Annotated in this window: 20 protein-coding genes; 17 read left to right on the forward strand and 3 right to left on the reverse strand. The window is 69.4% G+C overall.

Annotation, left to right across the window (positions count from 1 at the left end; genetic code table 11):
• The 9 genes from QN152_09650 to QN152_09690 all read left to right on the forward strand — a co-directional run.
• Positions 1-1,676, forward strand: a 1,676-nt coding sequence (locus tag QN152_09650; GenBank protein MDR7539774.1) for a family 20 glycosylhydrolase, incomplete at its 5' end; no start/stop codon positions are given.
• A 69-nt stretch (positions 1,677-1,745) separates the two neighbouring features.
• Positions 1,746-2,744 (forward strand): alpha/beta hydrolase-fold protein, encoded by a 999-nt coding sequence (locus QN152_09655; protein ID MDR7539775.1) that lies wholly within the window; start codon positions 1,746-1,748, stop codon positions 2,742-2,744.
• Entirely contained in the window at positions 2,741-3,685 is a 945-nt protein-coding gene (locus QN152_09660) for a sugar ABC transporter permease (GenBank protein ID MDR7539776.1), read from the forward strand. The genes QN152_09655 and QN152_09660 overlap by 4 nt, the downstream gene beginning before the upstream one ends.
• 1 nt (position 3,686) lies before the next feature.
• On the forward strand, positions 3,687-4,508 hold the full coding sequence (locus QN152_09665) for a carbohydrate ABC transporter permease (GenBank protein ID MDR7539777.1): 822 nt from the start codon (positions 3,687-3,689) through the stop codon (positions 4,506-4,508).
• Entirely contained in the window at positions 4,505-5,998 is a 1,494-nt protein-coding gene (locus tag QN152_09670) for a DUF4127 family protein (protein ID MDR7539778.1), read from the forward strand. The genes QN152_09665 and QN152_09670 overlap by 4 nt, the downstream gene beginning before the upstream one ends.
• Positions 5,995-7,278 carry an FAD-dependent oxidoreductase gene (locus tag QN152_09675; GenBank protein ID MDR7539779.1) on the forward strand — a complete coding sequence of 428 codons (1,284 nt, stop codon included), beginning with the start codon at positions 5,995-5,997 and terminating at the stop codon, positions 7,276-7,278. The genes QN152_09670 and QN152_09675 overlap by 4 nt, the downstream gene beginning before the upstream one ends.
• On the forward strand, positions 7,271-8,635 hold the full coding sequence (locus QN152_09680) for an FAD-dependent oxidoreductase (protein ID MDR7539780.1): 1,365 nt from the start codon (positions 7,271-7,273) through the stop codon (positions 8,633-8,635). The genes QN152_09675 and QN152_09680 overlap by 8 nt, the downstream gene beginning before the upstream one ends.
• 121 nt (positions 8,636-8,756) lie before the next feature.
• On the forward strand, positions 8,757-9,203 hold the full coding sequence (locus tag QN152_09685) for a cupredoxin domain-containing protein (protein ID MDR7539781.1): 447 nt from the start codon (positions 8,757-8,759) through the stop codon (positions 9,201-9,203).
• Positions 9,204-9,243: 40 nt separating this feature from the next.
• Positions 9,244-9,495, forward strand: a complete 252-nt coding sequence (locus QN152_09690; protein ID MDR7539782.1) for a hypothetical protein — start codon at positions 9,244-9,246, stop codon at positions 9,493-9,495.
• A 150-nt stretch (positions 9,496-9,645) separates the two neighbouring features.
• On the opposite strand, the gene QN152_09695 is transcribed toward QN152_09690, so the two are convergent.
• Positions 9,646-10,053 carry a type II toxin-antitoxin system VapC family toxin gene (locus QN152_09695; GenBank protein MDR7539783.1) on the reverse strand — a complete coding sequence of 136 codons (408 nt, stop codon included), beginning with the start codon at positions 10,051-10,053 and terminating at the stop codon, positions 9,646-9,648.
• Positions 10,054-10,596: 543 nt separating this feature from the next.
• Here QN152_09695 and QN152_09700 point away from each other — a divergent pair.
• The 7 genes from QN152_09700 to QN152_09730 all read left to right on the forward strand — a co-directional run bounded on the left by QN152_09700 (position 10,597) and on the right by QN152_09730 (position 17,279).
• Entirely contained in the window at positions 10,597-11,073 is a 477-nt protein-coding gene (locus QN152_09700; GenBank protein MDR7539784.1) for an Rrf2 family transcriptional regulator, read from the forward strand.
• Positions 11,070-13,052 (forward strand): Sec-dependent nitrous-oxide reductase, encoded by a 1,983-nt coding sequence (nosZ, locus tag QN152_09705; protein ID MDR7539785.1) that lies wholly within the window; start codon positions 11,070-11,072, stop codon positions 13,050-13,052. The genes QN152_09700 and nosZ overlap by 4 nt, the downstream gene beginning before the upstream one ends.
• An 88-nt stretch (positions 13,053-13,140) precedes the next feature.
• Positions 13,141-13,755, forward strand: a complete 615-nt coding sequence (locus tag QN152_09710) for a cytochrome C (GenBank protein ID MDR7539786.1) — start codon at positions 13,141-13,143, stop codon at positions 13,753-13,755.
• Entirely contained in the window at positions 13,755-15,167 is a 1,413-nt protein-coding gene (gene nosD, locus QN152_09715) for a nitrous oxide reductase family maturation protein NosD (protein ID MDR7539787.1), read from the forward strand. Before QN152_09710 ends, nosD begins: the two co-directional genes overlap by 1 nt.
• The gene (locus tag QN152_09720) at positions 15,164-16,045 is read left to right on the forward strand and encodes an ABC transporter ATP-binding protein (GenBank protein MDR7539788.1); all 882 of its coding nucleotides are present in this window, start codon (positions 15,164-15,166) and stop codon (positions 16,043-16,045) included. The genes nosD and QN152_09720 overlap by 4 nt, the downstream gene beginning before the upstream one ends.
• Positions 16,042-16,869: an ABC transporter permease gene (locus tag QN152_09725; protein MDR7539789.1), complete on the forward strand. Its 828-nt coding sequence runs from the start codon at positions 16,042-16,044 to the stop codon at positions 16,867-16,869. Before QN152_09720 ends, QN152_09725 begins: the two co-directional genes overlap by 4 nt.
• Positions 16,866-17,279 carry a FixH family protein gene (locus QN152_09730; GenBank protein ID MDR7539790.1) on the forward strand — a complete coding sequence of 138 codons (414 nt, stop codon included), beginning with the start codon at positions 16,866-16,868 and terminating at the stop codon, positions 17,277-17,279. Before QN152_09725 ends, QN152_09730 begins: the two co-directional genes overlap by 4 nt.
• A gap of 5 nt (positions 17,280-17,284) precedes the next feature.
• On the opposite strand, the gene QN152_09735 is transcribed toward QN152_09730, so the two are convergent.
• Positions 17,285-18,625 carry a hypothetical protein gene (locus QN152_09735; protein ID MDR7539791.1) on the reverse strand — a complete coding sequence of 447 codons (1,341 nt, stop codon included), beginning with the start codon at positions 18,623-18,625 and terminating at the stop codon, positions 17,285-17,287.
• Positions 18,626-18,675: 50 nt separating this feature from the next.
• Here QN152_09735 and QN152_09740 point away from each other — a divergent pair, with 50 nt between their 5' ends.
• Positions 18,676-19,140, forward strand: a complete 465-nt coding sequence (locus QN152_09740; GenBank protein MDR7539792.1) for a DUF2269 family protein — start codon at positions 18,676-18,678, stop codon at positions 19,138-19,140.
• Between the two features lie 55 nt (positions 19,141-19,195).
• Here QN152_09740 and QN152_09745 read toward each other — a convergent pair whose 3' ends face one another.
• Complete coding sequence (locus QN152_09745) at positions 19,196-20,386, reverse strand: radical SAM protein (protein MDR7539793.1); 1,191 nt, start codon at positions 20,384-20,386, stop codon at positions 19,196-19,198.
• Positions 20,387-20,456: the final 70 nt, after the last annotated feature.

The raw sequence follows: 20,456 nt of genomic DNA on the forward strand, positions 1-20,456 counted from the left end.
CCGTACAGACGCTGCGGCAGCTGCTGGTAGCCGCCGGCAACGGGTTGGGCTTTGCCGGGGCCGAGGTGCGGGACTGGCCGGCCCACCGGTTCCGCGCCGTGCACCTCCTGCTGGATGACGCCTCCGACGACTTCCACGTGGCGCTGATTGCGCGCATCCTCAGCAAGTTCAAGTTCAACACCATCGTCGCCCAGGCCGACTACGTGCGCTGGGAGAGCGCGCGGAACCTCTGGCACCGGTCGGGGGCTTCGAAGGATGAGGTGGTCGTCCTCCTGCGGGCCGCCCGGGAGCACCACCTGGAGGTCATTCCCCTGATCCAGACCTTGGGACATGTGGAGTGGCTCTACACCAACGACCAGAACCTGGACCTGCTGGAGATCCCCCCGGACCAGAGCAACGCCCGCTACGTCTACAACCCTCTGAACCCGCGGGTCTACCAGGTCCTGTTTCCCATCCTGGACGAGGCGGTGCGCCTCTTCCAGCCCCGTTACCTGCACATCGGGCATGACGAGGTGCGCAACGTGGTGCCCTTTCCCTGGTCGGAGGAAGGGAAGCGCCTGGGCTTCGGGGAGCTGTTCGTACGGGACGTGTTGCAGCTCTACCGGTTTCTGCAGGCCCGCGGCGTGGGCACCATGATGTGGGGAGACGTGCTGCTGACCCACGACTTCGCCCCTCTGGTGCAGCGACTGCCCCGCGACATCATCATGGTGGACTGGCAGTACCAGGAGGCCACCCGCTATCCCAGCCTGGGCCGCTTCATCCAATGGGGCTTCCCCACCATTGCCGCCACCTGGTGGAAACCGCAGAACATCGTCGCCTTCGCCCGGGAGGGGGAACAGCAGGGAGCGGCGGGTATGCTGCGCACCACCTGGACGGGACACTTTCAGAACCGCAGCGTGCTGGAGCGTCAGTACCAGCAGATCTACACCTACCTGGTGGCAGCGGACGCCTTCTGGAACCCGGGCGCGGCGGCGGAGGCCTTCTTGAAGCCGAGCCCGGTAGGTAGCGGCGGGGGAAGCGCTGAGGATCCCGCGGCCCGTTTCCGCCGCGAGTGGCAGCCGACACCACTGCGTACCCAGCCCATCTCCGGGGCGGTGCTGGATCTGCGCGCCGCCGCCACCCGCAGCCACGTGGACCAGGACGGACGGGGCTGGATCGGCAAGGGGCCAGAGTTCGACCTGCGCGCGCTCTCCCCGGGGAGGCGCCGTCTGGGGAACATCCTCTTTGAGATTGTGGACCCGGCGCAGAACGGTGGTCGGTCCGTGGTCCTGCTGCGGGGGGCGCGGGAGGAGCTTCGCCGCCTCCCCCTGCGGGCGCGCATCCCCGTGGGGCGGCGCGCTGCCGCGGTGGCCTTCCTGCACACCACCCCCTTCGCCGGACCCCGCTTCGGCCAGGAGGTGGGTGCCTACGTGGTCCGCTACACCGACGGGACGCAGGAGACCGTTCCCCTGCTGTACAAGCGCAACATCGGCTCGTGGCTGGACGAGCCGGTCTCCATGGAGCAGCAGGTGGCCTGGTCAGGACGGACCCGCTCCGGCCTGGAGGTCCGCCTTTCCCTCCTGGTCTGGGCCAACCCGCACCCGGCGAAGGCCATCGCGGCCATCGAGGTCATCACCGGGGGCAGCGATGCCACGGTGGCGCTCTTCGCCGTGACCCTGCTGGACGCGCTGCCGTAGGAGGCGACGTTCACAGAGGATGCGACGAGATCTCGCCAAAAGAGACCACATCCTGCAGGAGGGTCGCGGATGAGGCTTGCCGGTCGGGTGGTGATCGAGGAGTTTGACTGCGCCGCCCTGCGCGACAACCCGCTGGGCGACCCCGCACGCCGTCAGATCCCCGTTTACCTGCCGCCCGGCTACGACCGCAGCGGGCGGCGCTATCCGGTCATCTACTGGCTGCACGGTTTCACCGGGACGGGGCTGAGCGCGGTCAACATCAACCCCTGGGTGCCCTCCCTGCCCGAGCTGATGGACCGGGTGATCCAGGAGGGCGCGCCGCCGGCGATCCTGGTCATGGCCGACGGCTGGACGCGCTACGGCGGCAGCCAGTACCTCAACTCCTCCGCCACGGGGCGCTACGAGGATGCGGTCACGGAGCTGGTGGCCTACATCGACACCTACTACCGCACCATGGCCTCGCGCAACCACCGCGGCATCGACGGCAAGTCCAGCGGGGGCTACGGGGCGCTGGTGCTGGCCATGCGCCACCCCCAGCTCTTCGGCGCTGCGGCCGCGCACAGCGGGGATGTGTACTTCGAAGCCTGCTACAAGGTGGACTTCTGGAAGGCGGTGGATACCCTGCGCAAGCACGGGGGCCTAGCCGGTTTCCTGCAGGCCTTCCAGGCGGCACCCAAGAAGGCCGAAGAGATGGTGCGGGCCATGGTCTCGCTGGTGGCCATGGCCATGGCCTACTCTCCCAACCCGTCCAGCCCCCAGGGCTTCGACCTGCCCATCGACCTGGAGACGGGGGAGGTCAACGAGGCGGTCTGGGCCCGCTGGCTGCAGTGGGATCCGGTGTACCTGGTGGAGCGCCACGCCGAGGCTTTGCGCTCTCTGCGGCTCCTCTACTTCGAGTGCGGCAGCCGCGACCAGTACAACCTGCACCACGGCGCGCGCCTCCTGCACCGGAAGCTGGAGCGCCTGGGCATCCGCCACGAGTACCAGGAATTCGACGACGACCACACCCAAATCAATTACCGCTACGTGGAATCCCTGCGTCGCCTGTGCAAAGTGCTCAGCGCGTGAGCGCCGTCCTCCCGGGGGCGCGGGCCCGCCCGCGCCTGCTGGGCCTCTCCCGCCGGCAGTGGCGGACCACCCTGGTGGCCTACCTCTTCCTGCTGCCGGCGCTGCTCCTGCTGTCCGTTTTCACCTTCTACCCCGTGGGCTTTGGCACCGTGCTCAGCCTCTTCGCCTACAATCTACGTACCCTGCTGGGGCTGGAGCCGGCGCGCTTCGTGGGCCTGGAGCACTTCCGCGCGCTGCGCACCGACCGCTTCTTCTGGATTGCCCTGACCAACACCCTGCAGTACGTCCTGGTGGTCCCGGTCCTGCAGTTTGCCTCCATCCTCCTGGCCGTGGCGGTGAACCGGCGCCTGCGGGGCATCGCCTGGTTCCGCGCCGCCTACTACGTGCCGGTGATCACCTCCATGGTGGTGGTGGGGCTGCTGTGGCGGTGGCTGTATGAGCAGGACGGGATCATTAACTACGTGCTGCTGTCGCTGGGGGTGATCGCCCGGCCGATCTCCTGGCTGGGCAACCCGGACCTGGCCCTGTACTCGGTGATGTTCGTCACCCTGTGGAAGGGCCTGGGTTACTACATGGTCATCTACCTGGCCGGCCTGCAGGCTATCTCCCCCGAATACGAGGAGGCGGCCACGCTGGACGGGGCGGGACGGTGGCAGATCTTCCGCTATGTGACGCTGCCCCTGTTACGCCCCTCCATCCTGGTGGCCTCCACCATCTCCACCATCGCCGCGCTCAAGGTCTTTGAGGAGGTCTACGTGATGACGGGGGGCGGACCCGTCTTCCGCACCTTCACCATGTTCTTCTACATCTTCGACGTGGGCTTCCAGAAGTTCGACTTCGGCTACGCCGCGGCTCTGGCCGTGATCCTGGCGGCCGGGATCATGCTGCTCTCCGCCGCAAACTTCGCCGTCTTCCGCCGGGGCGGCTATGAGTACTACTAGGATGGCGCCGCGCCGGATGGTGGGGAAGGTGGGCCTCTACCTGGGCCTGGGTACTCTGGCCCTGTTCACCGCCTTCCCCCTGCTGTGGCTGCTGGGCACCGCCCTGCGCACGCAGGGGCGGGTTTTCGGCTTCCCCCCGCCGCCGCCCTGGCCCCTGGGGCTGGACAACTTCGTGGCCGTCTGGCGGACGCTGCCCCTCCCCCGCTTCTTCCTGAACACCCTGCTCATCACCGGAGCGGGGGTGGGCGCCAACCTCCTGCTGTGCGCTATGGCCGCCTATCCCCTGGCGCGCATGCGCTTCCCCGGCCGCAACCTGGTCTTCTTCCTCCTGCTGGCCACCCTCATGCTCCCTTCGCATGTAGGCCTGATCGTCAACTTCGTCACCCTGACCCGCCTGCGCCTCATTGACACCTACGCGGCGGTGGTGCTGCCCAGCGCGGTCAGCGTCTTCGGCATCTTCCTCCTGCGCCAGCAGTACCTCTCCATCCCCCAGGAGCTGGAGGACGCCGCCCGTATCGACGGGGCTTCGGAGCTGGGTCTCTGGTGGCGGGTGATGCTGCCGCTGATCGCTCCGGGACTGGCCGCCCTGGGCATCTTCGAGTTCGTGGCCTTCTGGAACTCCTTCCTCTGGCCACTGATCGTGCTCAAGTCGCCGGAGAAGTACCCCCTGGCCGTGGGGCTGCTCTACCTCTCCGGGCTCTTCGCCCACAACACCCGGCTGATCGCTGCCGGAGCGGTGCTGATGACGCTGCCCATCATCGCGGTCTTCCTGTTCACGCAGCGCTACTTCATGCGCGGGATCACCCTGGGAGCGATCCGGTGAATTGCTTCTTCATCCCGCTGGACGACCGCCCGGTCACGCGGGACGCGGTCCTGCACCTGGCCGCCGCCGTCGGCGTCACCGTGCACACGCCGCCCCGCGCCCTCCTCGGCGGCCCGGACCGCCCGGGTGACGTCCGCGCCCTGTGGGCCTGGGTCCACCGTCAGCTCGCGCAGGAGCCGCCGGCGGCATGCATCGCCTCGGCGGAGATGCTGTGCTTCGGCGGGTTGGTGGCCTCGCGCCGGGCCACGCCGCAGTGGCGGAACCTCCTCCCCTGGCTGGACGACCTCTACGCCCTGGCGGCGACGGTGCCCACCTACGTCTCAGCGGTCATCCCCCGGACGCCGCTGGCTGCGGGAGGAGGTGAGGACCCCGGGTACTGGGAGATCCACGGCGAGGCTCTGCGGGCCTACTCCGCCGCTGCGGACCGCTACGCCTGGATGGGCGATGCGGCCGCAGCCCGACAGCTGGCGGAGGCCCTGGAACGCCTTCCGGCCGGGGTGGTGGAGGCCGTCCTGCAGCACCGGCGCCGCCACCTCCTGGTGAACGCCGAGCTGGTCCTGGCCGCATCCCGGGGGACGCTGCGCGCGGTGCTGGTCGGCCAGGACGACACCACCATCACCGGCCTCTCCCGGATGGACCGCGAGGTCCTGGAACGCCTGGCTGCGGTCGCTGCCGCGGCCAACGTCATCATCACCTCCGGCGCCGATGAGCTGGGCGCGGTCCTGTTCGCCCGCTGGCTCAACGCTGTGGCCGGTGCACGCCCGGCGGTGCGGGTGGCCTACACGTTTCCTCAAGCCAGGGACCGTGTGGCGGCGTACGAGGCGACACCACTGGCCCAGAGCGTACGGGAGCATGTGGAGGCCACAGGATGCCGCCTCGTCTCCTCGGGAGAGGAGATCCTCCTGTGGGTCCACAACTTCGCCGAGGACCAGCAGCGCGAGGCCCACGACCAGGACGATGTGGTGGACGATGCCGGCGCTGTGGCGGTGCGTCTGGCAGAGGAGGCTGCGGGCGGGCGGCCCGTGGCCCTGGCCGACGTGCGCTACGCCAACGGAGCCGATCGCTCACTGGTGGCCGCGCTGCTGCAGCGGTCGGCCTTCGGGGGGGTGGCCGCCTACGCCGGCTGGAACACCGCCAGCAACGCCCTGGGCTCGGCCGTGGCTCAGGCGGTGACGGTCTGGCACCTGGGCCGCGGGATCCCGGGCGATCCGGCCGCAGCCCGACAGATGCTGCTGGCCCGGCTCCTCGACGACTGGGGCTACCAGGCCGTGGTGCGGCCGCGACTGGCGGCCCTGCTCCAGGCGCGCGGGAGCAACCCTGCGGCGCTGGGCGCAGACGAGCCCGGGCTGGAGGCGGCCGCGGGTGAGCTTTTCGCCGAGCATGTGCTGCCGCCCCTTGCAGCCTCTTTCGGGATACACATCGCCCTGCAGCGTGTGACCTTTCCCTGGCACCGCCTCTTCGAGGCGGCGGTCGAGGTGGATGTGGTATGAGCCGGACGGTGGTCATCGGTGGCGGCCTGATCGGGCTTTGGTGCGCCTACGAGCTGCGGCGCCGAGGCGCCGAGGTCGTCGTTCTGGACCGCGGCGCGCCCACGGCCTCATGCTCCTGGGCCAACGCCGGCTGGGTGGTGCCGGCCTTCTCCAGCCCGCTGCCGGCCCCGGGTCTGCCGGCGCAGTCTCTGCGCTGGCTGCTGCGTCGGGAGAGTCCTTTCCGCATCAACCCCCGCGTGCTGCCCCAGCTGGCCCCCTGGCTGGCGGCCTTCTGGCGCCGCTGTAATCCCCGCGACTACGCCGTCGCCTTCGACGCCCTGGCCCGCCTCAACGTCCGGACCAGGCAGCACTACGACGCGCTGCAGGCCGCAGGGGTCGCCTTCGAAATGCACCGCCTCGGTCTGCTCTTCGCATTCGTGCAGGAGGCGGAGGTCGTGCACATCACCGAGGACCTGGAGCGTATGCGGGCTTACGGCTATCCTCCGCCCGTCCTCCTGGACGACCGGCAGGTGCGCGAGATCGAGCCGGCCCTCTCGCCGCGCGTGCGCGCCGCCGTGCTGATCCCCGACGAGCGGTGCGTCCGGCCGGAGAGCCTGGTACAGGGGCTGGAGGCCCGGCTTTTGGACCTGGGCGTCTCCGTCCGCCGGGGGGAGGAGGTGCGGGGATTCGCCCGCCGGAACGGGACGGTCACCGCCGCGTTGACCACGACCGGTCCCCTGGCCGGCGATCACTTCCTCATCGCCGCCGGAGCCTGGTCGGGACTTCTGGCCAGCCGGTGCGGCTTACGCCTGCCGCTTACGGCGGCCAGAGGGTACAGCATCACCCTGTCTGCTCCCACGCTGCAGGTCGGGCACCTGGTCTACCTGACCGAGGCCAAGGTGGCGGTGACCTCCTTCCGTGCGGCCCTGCGCTTTGCCGGTACCCTGGAGCTCGCCGGACTCAGCGAGCGCGCCGACCCCAGGCGCCTGGTGGCGGTGCGCCGCGCCGCCGACCTGTATCTGGCGGAGCGGGCGGGTGGGGCCACCGAGTGGTCCTGGATGGGCCTGCGCCCGGTGACGCCTGATGGCCTGCCCCTCATCGGCCGACTGCCCGGACATGACAACCTCTACATGGCCGCCGGCCACGGGATGCTGGGTGTGACCCTGGCTCCGGCCACCGCCTCTGCCATCGCCGGGCTGATGCTGGAGGGGCGGGCAGATGCCGACCTGGCCCCGTTCGACCCGGCCCGCTTCGTGCCCCGTTCGGCCCGGCCCGCTTCCGGCGGCATCCACCATGACTGATTACGACGTGGTCGTTGTGGGCGGCGGTCCCGCCGGTGCCGTGGCCAGCGTCGCCGCAGCGCGGGAGGGTGCCCGGGTGGCCTGCGTGGAGCGGTATGGCTTCCTGGGCGGGGCGCTCACCGCGGCCATGGTGGCGCCGATGATGGGCTTCCACGCCGGAGAGCGGCAGGTGGTCTCCGGCATCCCCCAGGAGATCGTGGACCGCCTGGTAGCGCTGGGCGCCTCCCCAGGGCACGTGCCTGACCCCATCGACTTCTGCTACACGGTCACCCCCTTCGACTATGAGGGGCTGAAGCGGGTCTTCCTGGAGATGACGGTAGAGGCGGAGGTGGACCTCTGGCTGCATAGCGTCTTCCTGGACGCCGCCTGCGACGGGGGGCGGGTGGAGCGGGTGCGGGTCTGGCAGAAGGACGGAGTCAAGGAACTGCAGGCTGCGGTCTACATCGATGCCTCGGGAGACGCCGACCTGGCCGCGGCGGCGGGTTGCCCCGTGGTCACCGGGCGGGAGAGCGACGGGCAGGCCCAGCCCATGACCCTGATGTTCCGCCTGGGCGGAGTGGACTGGGAGGCGGTCCTGGCCTACCTGGCCGCGCACCAGGAAGAGGCACAGCACGGCCAGGGGGTGCGGGGCCGCATCGAGGTGGACTGGCTGCGCCGCCTGCCGCTGCGCGGCTTCGCCGGGTTTACCGGCCTGGTCTCTTCCGCGCGGGCCCGGGGAGAGTGGACCATCCCGCGGGACCGCCTGCTGGTCTTCGAGGGGGTGCGCTCTGGCGAGGCCGTGGTGAACACCACCCGTGTACCCGGGCGGCTGGGCACGGTGGGACGTGACCTGGCCCAGGCCGAAGTGGAGGGCCGGCGGCAGGCCTACCAGGTGGTGGACTTCCTGCGGCGGCGGGTCCCCGGGTTCTCGCAGGCGTACCTGCTGGAGACGCCGGCGCAGATCGGGGTGCGCGAGACGCGCCGCATCGTCGGCGAGTACGTGCTCACCCAGGAGGACATCCTGGGTGCGCGGAAGTTCCCCGATGCCGTCGCCTGCGGCGCCTACCCCATCGACCTGCATGACCCGGCCTCCGCCCGCATAGTGGCCCGCCGCCTGCCCACCGGGCAGTACTACACCATCCCCTACCGGGCGCTGCTGCCCCGGGGCGCGGCCAACCTCATCGCGGCCGGGCGGTGCATCTCCGCCACGCACCAGGCCTTTGCCGCTTTTCGCGTCTCCGCCATCGTCATGGCCATCGCCCAGGCCGCAGGGACGGCGGCGGCGCTTTCTGTGCGGGCGCAGATTCCCCCGCGGGAGCTGCCGCCGGCGGATCTGCAGGGGCGGCTGCGCCAGCGAGGCGCTTTCCTGGGTGTGTAAGCATCGGGCAAAGACCCTATGCAAATCGTCACCTTGCCCGATATGATGTGCCTGCCGGCTCGGCCATAACATCTGCAGCGACATCATCCACGGCAGGATCTGCAGGAACGGAGGGAACCGGATGCGCACACTGGTCTTGATCGTCGCCGCCACCCTGTTGTTGGCGGCATGCGGCGGCCGCACCGCCCAACAACCGCCGGCGGGGCCCACGCCTGCGGCGGGTCCCACGCCTGCGGCGGAGGCGCCCGCAGCCACCCCCGCCCCTACCGGTGAGGCCCGGCCCGCATCTCCGGCGGGCGAGCAGGAAGTCAAGATCACCATGACCGAGTTCAAGTTTGAGCCGCAGACCGTGGAGGTGAAAGCGGGAAAGGTGGACTTCGAGCTGGTCAACGCCGGCACCGTCGAGCACTCCTTCGTCATCCTGGGCACCGACAAGCGCCTGGATTCGGTATCGCCGGGGCAGTCCGGGGAGCTGGAGGTGGAGCTGCGACCGGGCACCTATCAGGTTGAGTGCGACATCCCGGGGCACAAGGAGGCCGGAATGGTGATGACCATCGTGGTGAAGTGAGGCCACGGGTGGGTCATCTCACCCGAAGTCTGAGGCAGCTATGCGCGCCGGCTTTGCCGCATTCTGGGTCCTGATGGCCATCCTGGAGGTGGCCCGGCGGAGCAACCCGGACGTGGTGACCTGGCTGGGCGGTATTGCGCCCTGGCTGGTGGTGCTGATGACCCTGCTGCCCATCGTGGAGATGGTGCGCGAGTTCCGGCAGCGCCGCCCCGTCCGGGGTGTGCGCACCGCACTGTGGACCGTGCTGGGCGTGGTCACCCTTTTGTTCGGGCCAGCCTGGCTGCGCTTTTAGCAGAGGCGCGGTACGCACCTGACCGGATCTTACCCTCTAACCCTGACGGGAGGAAACGATCGGCCGCAATGCTGCGCTGTCATCGCTGCGGAGGCGTCACTGGCGCGCGACGCCCACCAGCGGGTGGTCGCGAACCTTATCCCCTGGGACTTACGAAGCCCAGAGTTGAACGCGGAGCCCGGGGATTCGCTGGAACTCCCTGACATCCGTCGTCGCCACCTGAAACCCCAGAGCGACTGCAGTAGCGCCGATGAGCAGGTCGTGTGCGCCTACAGCCTGTCTTTTCTTCATGACCTGAGCCCATAGGCGGGCGTGGATCCGGGCTGCCTGCAGGTCGAACTCAGCGACTGGAAACCGGCTGAGGATCGCCTCGACAAAGCGCTCCCGTTGAGCGCGGGCCGAGGGGCTGGCCGCCCGGTGAACGCCGTGGAGCAGTTCGCTCGCAGTCACCGCGCTAATCGCCACCGGCTCGCCCTCCTGAGCAGCCAGATACCGATCGAGGTGAAGACGCCCGCGCTCGGCCTCAATGAACACGGTCGAGTCGATCAGGATGCCCACGGCCCCGGCTGAACCGATCCTGCGGCCTCTCTGGCGGCTTCGAGATCAGCAGCAAAGTCGTCGACGTCGCCGGGGTCTAGGTGAGGGAGGTCGGCAAGAATTCCCGGCAGGTGCCGTAACCTAACGGGAGCTGCGGCCTCAGTAGGACCCAGTTCTGCCACAGGTTTGCCTCCTTTGAGGAGGATAAAACGCTCCCCCTGGAAACGCACGCGACCGAGAATGTCGGAGAAGTTCCGCACAGCCTCCGTGACAGAGAGCCGCCTCGGCATGGAGTACACTCTGATGGAATCAGATTCTAAAACTATCACAGAAAGCGAGCAACCGCGGGTAAATGGTCCACGCAATGCCGAATGCCGTGCCCGTCCCCTCCAGCCGCACTCCGGCACGTAGGGGTCGTGATAACGGCCCGACGTGTGGAACTCCTCGGGTCCTCACCCGATGGAAATTCCTCTGCCCACCTGATTGTTGCGGGCGGGCCCTGGCCGTAGGCTTTTCATGACAAAGTTCGCATCTTTGTCATCTTTGCCCTGTTCTCCTAGACCGATGCAGCTGACACGTCAGGCCCGGTATGCCGTGCGGACGGTCCTTGACCTCTCCCTGCGCCCCCAGGGCCGGCTGGGAGAGATCGCCGCCCGCCAGGGCATCCCGCGCAGCTACATGGCGCGGGTCGTCCAGGGCCTCAACCGCGCCGGGATTATCCGCACCAGGCGCGGGGTGGGCGGAGGCGTGCGGCTGGCCCGGCCGGCAACCGGGATCACCCTGGGAGAGGTGATCGCTGCGGCCGAGGGCTCGCTGGCGGTCAACCTCTGCGTGCTCTGGAAGGACTGCATCTGTCCGCAACCGTGTCCGGTCCGCGCTGCCCTCGCCCGCCTGGAAGCCGCCATGAACCGGGAACTGGCGGTCACGGTGGCGGAACTGGCCGCCCGGCTTCCGTCGCCGGCCCGCCGCCGCGGAGGAGGCGGCGAGCGGGAACAGCCGCCGAGGCGACGTCCGACCATTGAAAGGAGGGAGAGGCAATGAAGGTCCGTACGCAGGGGGTGACGGTCGTTCTGGCCCTCGCCCTCATCCTGGCCCTGGCCCTGATAGTCCGGCAGGGGACCAGTACCGGGCAGTCGCTGCCCCGCGACCTGCAGGAGCTGGTGCAGGCTCGCAAGCTTACACCGGACCAGGTGCGGGCGGCGTTGCAGACCTACGTCCCCCCGGGGCAGTATGACGAGTACCTGATGTTCTCTTCCGGGGGGCAGTCGGGGCAGGTCTTGGTCTACGGTCTGCCTTCCATGCGCCTGCTGCGGGTGATCGGCGTCTTCGCACCGGAACCGTGGCAGGGCTACGGGTTCAGCAAGGAGACCCGCCAGGTGCTGGGGGAGGGGGAAACTCCGGAGGAGGCCCTCACCTGGGGTGACACCCACCACCCCGCCATCAGTGAGACCAACGGGGAGTACGACGGGCAGTTCCTCTTCATCAACGACAAGGCCAACGCCCGCATGGCTGTGGTCGACCTGCGGGACTTCGCCACGAAGCAGATTGTGAAGAATCCCAACGCCGCCAGCAACCACGGTGCGGTGGTCAGCCCCAACACGGAGTACGTGCTGGAGGCCACCCAGTACGCCGCCCCCTTCCCCTTCGGCTACCAGCCTGTGACCCAGGAATCCTACAATGCCCGCTTCCGCGGTCTGGCCACCTTCTGGAAATTTGACCGGGGCAGGGGGCGCATTGACCCGGCGGCGTCCTTCCAGATCGAGCTGCCTCCTTACTGGCAGGACCTGGCCGACTTCGGCAAGCTGGAGAGTGACGGCTGGGTCCTCATGAACTCCTTCAACACCGAGCGGGCCATCGGCGGCACCCTCCAGAAGCAACCGCCCATGGAGATCGGTGCCTCGGCGCGGGACATGGACTACCTGCACATCATCAACTGGAAGAAGGCTGCGCAGTTGGTCGCCCAGGGCAAGGGCAGGGTGGTCAACGGCATGCGCGTCCTCCCCCTGCAGGTGGCCATCGACCAGGGAGTCCTCTACTTCGCCCCCCAGCCCAAGAGCCCGCACGGCAACGACGTGGCTCCCCGCGGCGACTACATCGTTACCGCCGGCAAGCTGGACCCCAACGTCACCGTTTACTCCTTCAAGAAGATCCAGGAGGCCATCAAGGCGCGGGCTTTCTCCGGGAAGGACCCCTACGGAGTCCCCATCCTGGCCTTCGACCGGGTGGTGGCGGCGCAGGTCAAGGTGGGCCTGGGGCCGCTGCACACCCAGTTCGACGACAAGGGCAACGCCTACACCAGCATCTTCCTGGACAGCGCCGTATCCAAGTGGACCCTGGGGCCGCCCTACAAGAACGCCGCGGAAGGCTGGAAGCTGGTGGACAAGATCTCCGTGCAGTACAACATCGGCCACCTGGCCGCAGTCATGGGCGACACCGTCAAGCCGGGCGGGAAGTACCTGGTGGCCCTGAACAAGTGGTCGGTGGACCAGTACAGGAACATCGGTCCCCTCTTCCCCCAGAACCTCCAGCTCATCGACATCAGCGGCGAGAAGATGAAGCTGCTGAGCAACACTCCCGTGGGCCTGGCCGAGCCCCACCTGGCGCAGATCATCCCCATGGACCGGGTGAAGGCGTGGGCCACCTACCCGCAGCCGGGGACCAACCCGCTGACCATGCGGCCGGACCCGCAGGCCATCAAGGCGGGGCAGGCACGCATTGTCCGCCGCGGGAACACTGTAGAGGTGTGGATGACGGCTATGCGCAGCCACTTCACACCTGACCGCATTCGGGTCAAGAAGGGCGACACCGTGATCCTGCACATCACCAACATCGAGCGGACGAAGGACGCCATCCACGGCTTCGCCATCGACCGGTACAACATCAACCTATCCCTGGAGCCCGGCAAGTACGAGACGGTGACCTTCCGGGCGAATAAGGTGGGGACGTTTCCCTTCTACTGCACCGAGTTCTGCTCGGCCCTCCACCTGGAGATGGCCGGCTACCTGGAGGTGACGCCATAGCCCCCGCGAGGCCCGGCCGGATCGCTCCCCTGCCCGCCGCGGACGATGCGGGCGGGGGAGGCCGTCCGGAGCTCAGGAGGCCGCAGCCATGGCCACCGGGACGTTGCAGGGACCGGTGAGGTTCGCCCATCCGGCCAGGATGCCGCGGCGAGGTCGACTGCCGCTGCTGGCGGCGGTTCTGCTGCTGCTGCTCTCCCTGGTCTTCCCCTACTGGCAGGTCACCCTTTATGCCCCCCAATACCCCGAGGGCCTGCGGGCCCGCGTCTACCTCACGCACGTCGGGGGCGACGCCCAGGAGATCACCACCCTCAACCACTACATCGGCATGCCGGGGCTGGATGTCGCCGCCCCCCTGGAGCGGCGGCTGGCGGTGCCGCTGGTCCTGCTCTCGGCTGCGGCGCTGCTGCTCTTGGCGGCCCGCCGTCTTCCAGCCAGACGATGGCTGCAGCTCCTGCTGCGTCTCCCGGTGGTACTCCTGCCCGCGGTTGTGCTGGCCGATCTGGCCTACTGGCTATGGTGGATGGGACACACCATTGACCCTACCGCACCCATCACCATCGAACCGTTCATGCCCACCATCCTCGGCCGCGGCGGTGTGATGCAGTTCTCCACATCCGCCACCTTCGGTGTGGGCTTCTTCCTGGCCCTGGCGGCGTCGGTCCTTTCCCTCTACGACTTCGCCCGCGGGAGGGCGAGGGGCTGATGCCTGCCTCCCTCCTCCCATCCCCGCACGGGCCGATGCCGCGGGCCGCGCTGGCCGTCGCGGCGGGTCTGGCCCTGTCGGTGGGGGTGGCTGCTGCGGCCGGTCCGCCCGCCACCGCCGCGCCCTCCCTGCAGACCCGCATCGACGCCGCTCCACCCGGGGCCACAGTGACGGTGCGGGGCGTGGAGCAGGGCCCCGTGGTCATCAGCAAGCCGCTGCGGCTGGTGGGGGAGCCCGGAGCCGTGATCGACGGAGGCGGACGGGGGACAGTGGTGCGGGTCACGGCGCCGGGGGTGATCCTCAGCCGCCTTTCCCTGCGCCGCAGCGGCACAGACCTCAATGAGGAGGACGCCGGCGTGGCCCTCCATGCGCCCGACGCGCTCCTGGAAGACCTGACGCTGGAGGAGGTCCTCTTCGGCCTGAACCTGAAGCGGGCGGATCGCGCCGTGATCCGTCGGGTGACCATGCGGGGATACGACCTGCCGCCGGGCCGGCGGGGCGACGCGGTGCGGCTGTGGTACAGCCAGCGCGTGGTGCTCAGCGACGTGCGCATCCGCCGCCTGCGGGACGTGCTCATCTGGTTCTCCCGCTCCTCGGTGCTGCACGCGCTGGACGTGGCTTCCTCACGCTACGGCGTCCACCTCATGTACGCCGACGACCTGCGCCTGCTGGAAGGCACCTTCACCGACAACGCTGTGGGGGCCTACGTCATGTACAGCAGCGGAGTACGCATCGAGGGGAACCGCTTCCTGCGGCACCGCGGGAGTACCGGGGTGGGGCTGGCCTTCAAGGAGTCCGACGACGTGGTGGCGCGGGGCAACCTGCTGGCCGGAAACCACGTGGGGCTGTACCTGGACGGGACGCCCCTGCGGGAAGGTGGCCGCAGTGAGATCAGCGGTAACACCATAGCCGGCAACGAGACGGGGATCGTCCTGCTATCCAGCGCCAGCGGCAACGTGATTGTGGGCAACCGCTTCGACCATAACGCCCGCCAGGTGCGCCTGGAGGGTGGGGCGCAGGCAGTCAACCTCTGGGCCCGCGCCGGCCGGGGCAACTACTGGAGCGACCACGTCGCCCTGGACGCCGACGGAGACGGCGTGGCCGACCTTCCCTACCGGGCGCAGGAGTGGTTCGAGCGGCTGGAGGATCGGCTCCCTGCGGCTGCCCTCTTCTGGGGCAGCACCGCCGTGGCGGCGGTGGACTTCGCCAGCAGGCTGCTGCCCCTCTTCCCGCCCCACGTCCTGGTCGAGGACCCATCGCCGCTGATGGCCCTACCCGTCGTCCCGGAGCACCGAGGGGAACCCGCCTCCCCGCCATTTGCCGCCGCGTCTGCACTGCTGGCCCTTGGGGGAGGAGCAACGCTCTGGCGGACGGGGGCGCCCCGCCGCTTTAGAAGGGAGAAGCCCAGGTGATCCGCCTGGAGGGTATCACTGTCCGCTACGGCCGACGCACCATCCTCCGCGGCGTCGACCTGCAGATCCCGGCGGGGCAACGCGTGGCCGTCGTGGGGCCCAACGGGGCCGGCAAGACGACTTTGATCCGCACCCTGCTGGCGCTCGCGCCCTTCTCCGGGACTGCCACCATCGGCGGGTTCGACACCAGGCGGGAGGGCTGGCGCGCCCGGGCCCTGGTGGGCTACGTCCCCCAGTCACCGTCCTTTCCCGGCGCGCTCACCGCCGCTGAGGTGATCTCGCTCTTCCAGGAGCTGCGCGGCCTGCCCGCGGCCCCGCTGACTCTGTTGCAGACGGTCGGCCTGGAAGATGCCGCGGACAGTCCGGTACGCACCCTTTCCGGCGGTATGGTGCGCCGGCTGGCGCTGGCTGTGGCCTGTATCGGTAACCCGCCAGTGTGGCTGCTTGATGAGCCGACCAGCCAGCTGGACGCAGCAGGAGAACGACTGGTGCTGGAGTGGCTGGAAGCGGCCGGGCGGGAGGGTAAGACGATACTGCTGGCCACGCACCACCTGGATGGGCTGGGCGCGGTCGTAGACCGCGTCGTCCTCCTGGAGGAGGGGCGGATCGCTGCTGCAGCGGAAGTCTCCGCGCTGTACGCCCGTCGCTGGGTGGAGGTGGTCACGGTGCCACCGATGCCGGCTGGTTTGCCGGCGGCGGTGCGGGTGCTGGCCACCAGCAACGGCCGCCTGCGCCTGCAGGTGCCGGACGCGGTCCTGGCGGAGGCGGTCCGCACCCTGGGAGGACGGCCGCTGCGGATCCACGAGCCGCGCCTGGAAGACATCCTTCGCCAGCCGGATCTGCTGCGGGAGGGCCTGCCGCGGGAGGGCCACACGTGAACGCCGTCCGGGTCCTGGCCCGCTGGGACACCCGCGCCGTGCTGCGGGACCGCTGGTTCATTTCCGCTGCCGTCGCTTTCGGCGCGCTCACCCTCGCTGCCGCCGCACTGGCCCTGGCCAGCCCGTCCATCGCCGGTCTCTCCTCCTTCGACCGCATCACCGCCACCCTGATCCACCTGACGATGCTGTTCGCACCGCTGCTCGGCCTGACCGCCGGCGCCGGATGGATCGCTGGCGAGCGCGAAAGCGGCGCCCTGATCATGCTCCTAAGCCAGCCGCTGCAGCGGGCGGAGCTGTTCGCCGGCAAGTACCTGGGGGTGGCCCGGGCGCTGCTGGCCGCCGTGCTGACGGGATTCGGCAGCGCCGGGGTGCTCCTGGCGGCCCGCGTGGGTTCGGACCAGCTGCCCGCCTTCCTCTGGCTGGTTGTGCTGGCGCTGCTGCTGGCTCTGGCATCGCTTTCCCTGGGGTTCCTCCTTTCGGCGGCAGCACCAAACCGCAGCCGAGCCCTGGGTGAGGCGCTGCTTGCCTGGCTCGTCCTGGTTATCGTCAGCGACCTGGGCATTTTGGGGACCGCCCTCATCCTGCGCCTGCCCGCACCGGTCGTCCTGGTCCTGGCCGCCCTCAACCCGGTGAGCGCCTTCCGCATGGCCGCCATCCTGGGCGTCAGCGGCACCGCTGAGCTGCTGGGGCCTGTGGGACTCTACGCGGCAGAGCGCCTGGGCCCGGTGGGACTGCTGGCCGCACTGTGCGCGGTCCTGGTCTGCTGGGCCGTCGGTGCCTACTACGCCGCCCGGCTGCGGTTTGAGCAGGTGGTGGAGACGTGACCGCCAAACGGCTCCGGCCGACCGTCCTGCCGATCCTGGTGGCGCTTCCGGCTGTGGCCCTTCTGTCTCTAGCCTGCGCGCCCAGGGCGCAGTCGACGGTCGGCGAGGCGGACTGGCAGGCGTACCTGAGCGCCACGCCACAGCGTCCCGCGGCGCTGCGGCCGGTGATCCTGCAGCTGCGGCTGACAGACCGCCAGGGCGCGCCCCTGGACGTCGCGGACCTGGAGGGCTACGCCGGGATGCCGGAGATGGAGCATGGCGAGTCGAGGATCACCTTCCGTCGCACCGCCCCCGGCGTCTACGTCGCCGAGCACACCTTCTCCATGGACGGCCGGTGGGTCATCAGGCTGCAGGGACGGCGCAACGGCGCCCCCTTTGCCGGCCGCGTGGCCGTGGAGGTGGGCAGGTAACGACGCTACCCTCCGGGCCGCAGAAGGACTGCGCGGATCCAGGAGGCCGCCATCACGTAGGCGAATAGCCCACCCCCGCCCAGAAAGAGCAGGCTCCCCGCTGTGGCCAGGGTGGGGAACGCGAAGAGGACGCCGCCGGTCAGCAGCAGGCTCCCCGAGAGGCTGAGGTAGAAAGCAGGCACGCCGGCCGCAGGGTAGTACGGTGCCTCCAGCCGGGGCACCTCAGCGGGCGGGATACCCAGCGCAAACCGGTAGTACCACATGAGGAACGGCGTCACCTTGTAAAGCTGGCCCATGATGGCCAGGCTGAGCCAGCCGGCCAGCAGCAGCACCACGGCCGCCGCGGCCACGCGACGTCCTTGCCCGATCGGGCCACCTCCGGCCCAGGCCGCGGCAAGGACAGACAGGAGCACCGTCTGCCCCAGGATCGCCCACCAGTGGTGGATGGTGAGGTCAGGCCTGGCCCGCTGCCGTGCGCGCAGGACCCGCAGCAGACTCCCCGCGTAGAGGAGCCCCGAGGCGGCCATCAGCGCTGCGCCTCCTCTCGCCAGGAGCGGCGCTCCCGCCAGGGCCGCCGCCACCAGAACGAGCACCCCGGCGTTGAGGAGGAGCAGCACGGGCAGGAGCGGGATCCCCCGGGCGCCGGTACCGGCAGCTGCCTTGCCGGTCTCCGCATCCGCCCTTGCCCCTATCCGGTGCAGCCCGACGAACCGCGGCAGCAAGTAGGCAGAGACGCTGATCACGAGCTGGACGAACCACCCTCCCAGGCCGAGCGCCGCGTGCACACCCGGGCCGGCATTTGCCATTAGGCCGGGCCAGAACGCCCACCTCCAATTGAGCGCCATCAGCAGCCCCCAGGTCGCGGCCAGCAGCAGGTAACCCAGCGCCAGGGTCACGCCGCTCGCCTCCGGCGTCCAGCGGCGGCGCTGCGGGATCATGCGGGCGGTCAGCCAGAGGAAGTAGACGATGCCGGTCCAGGACACCAGGCCGCCGACGGCAATCCAGGGGACGCGCCGCAGGAGCAATCCGCAAACCAGCATTGCCATGCCTGCAAGGCTGAGGCCATACTGGACGAGCGCGCCGCGGCCGGGCCGCCGCGGCACCCCTAGCATCGCAGGGAACATCTGGTGGATCGACCCCATTGCCAGGAGCGTCCCCCACCCCAGGGTGACCAGGTGATTCGCTGCCAGGACGGGGTAGGTACGGAACGTCCCTGCGGCTACCTGAGGAGAGACAGCCGCCAGCCCCGCGCCGGCCACGGGCAGAATGAGGACAGAGGTGACCATGAACGGCACTGCCGGCGTCATGCCAGGGAGGGCGGCGAGCCGGGCGATCAACCTGCGCACATCGCCTATGGTCCACCCTCCGTGAGCCTGGCGGCAAGAGGAGGAGAGCGATGAGCCTGTACCTGCTGCTCAAGTTCCTGCACGTGCTGGCGGCCATGGTCGCGGTGGGCACCAACGCCACTTACGGGCTGCTCCTGGCACGCGCTCACCGTGAGCCGGCGCACCTTGGCCACGTCCGGGAGAGCGTGCGGGCGTTGGACCGGAGTATTGCCAACCCTGCCTATGTTGTGGTCCTGGTCACCGGCCTGCTGCTGGTGTGGGTTGGCCCGGTTCCCCTGGCCGCTCCCTGGCTGCTTTCCGCCCTGCTGCTGTTCCTCCTGGCCGCCGTCCTGGGCCTGGGGGTCCTGACGCCGCTGACCCGTCGCCAGGGCCAGGTCCTGCAGCGCTACAGTCCGGACGCCCCGGAGTATGCTTACCTGCGCCGCCGGATCAACCGGATCAGCGGCCTGGCCGCAGCCCTGGTACTGGCGATCCTCTACCTGATGGTGGTGAAGCCCCCACTGTGGGGCCGTTAAGGCGTCCCTCCACGATGCTGACCGAGGTCTCCAGATGAGCCTGGAGGCCGCAATCCTAATAGATGAACTCCTCGACGTCGTAGCGGGCCACCCGAGGGCTCCTCCCCGGGGGGAAGCGCAGACCCTGCTGCAACGCCCGAAGCTGGGCGCGCGTTTCGTCCTGGGAGAGGGGCCGCACATCCTGTGTGCGATCAGCAACCTGGCGCTCGGAGGGCGGCCTGTAAGCGGATAGGTAGATCAGGTCCCCGGGCCCCAGGGGCAGGGAGTTGAGCAGGCCCAGGGTGCGGGCCACGTGGCTTCGGGCAAACTCCCTCCCCCCGATCCCCGCCAGGACGACGACTCCCACTGCCAGCCCTGCCGCCTTCAGGGTCTGCACCAGGGCAGCCACATCCGCCGCCTGCTGCGGCTTGTTCAGCAAGCGGAGCAGGCCGTCGTCGCCGCTCTCCACCCCCAGGTAGACGCGGCGCAACCCCGCAGCGCGCAACCGGGTAAAGTCCTCCACGGTCCGGCGCTTCCCGGTGAAGACATCGAGGAAGGCGCCCACCGGGCCGGGCTCGCGTCCCATCCGCCTGGACCACTCCGCCACCACCAGCAGCCGGGCCAGCAGGTCGTCGACCGGCAACAGCAGGGCGTTGGCCTCACCCAGGAAGATGGCGCGGCGCAGGCTCACCCCCTCGCCCAGAAACCGGCCCACCGCCTCCACGTGCGCCGCAAACTCCGGAAGGGGTTTCACCCGGAAGGGGACGCCACGGTAGAAGGTGCAGAAGGCGCATCGGTTCCAGTGGCACCCTTCCGTGACCTGCAGGACCAGCGCCATGTACTGATCAGGCGGAAGGATGCCCACGGGGCGGTAGACCTGGAAGAAGCGTGCCGCATCGAGTCGCGAGGCCCGGCTGTCAAAGGACGCCGCGGCGGCAACCATGCGTCCCGCCTCCGCCAACGAGGGCTGGGTGGAGGCCGTCCACAGCAGGTCCACCTCTCCGCGCTCCAGGGCTGCGGCGGCAGCAGCAGCGACGTGCGCGGCGCGGTCGAGGCAGGTCGAGGCCTCTTCCGGGGGCAGCAGCCGGCGTAGAGGAGTACGGACGCCGCTCACCGTGACCGTGTGCTTTTCGATCATCCGCCCGTCCAGGGCGCGACGGTAGAGCCGCTGTCCGACCCAGGCGGCGAAGAGGCGGCCAGCACGGTCGTACGTGAAGATGGCCTCCTCGCCGTCCCAGGCCGTGATGACCAGACTCTCGTCCTTCACCGTGATTCGGTGCCTCTTGCCAGCCGGGGATCCGAGCGATCCAGGCCGGACAGACTGCCCAGACTGCGGC

This window comes from Armatimonadota bacterium (assembly GCA_031459715.1).
Classification (GTDB): domain Bacteria; phylum Sysuimicrobiota; class Sysuimicrobiia; order Sysuimicrobiales; family Humicultoraceae; genus Humicultor; species Humicultor tengchongensis.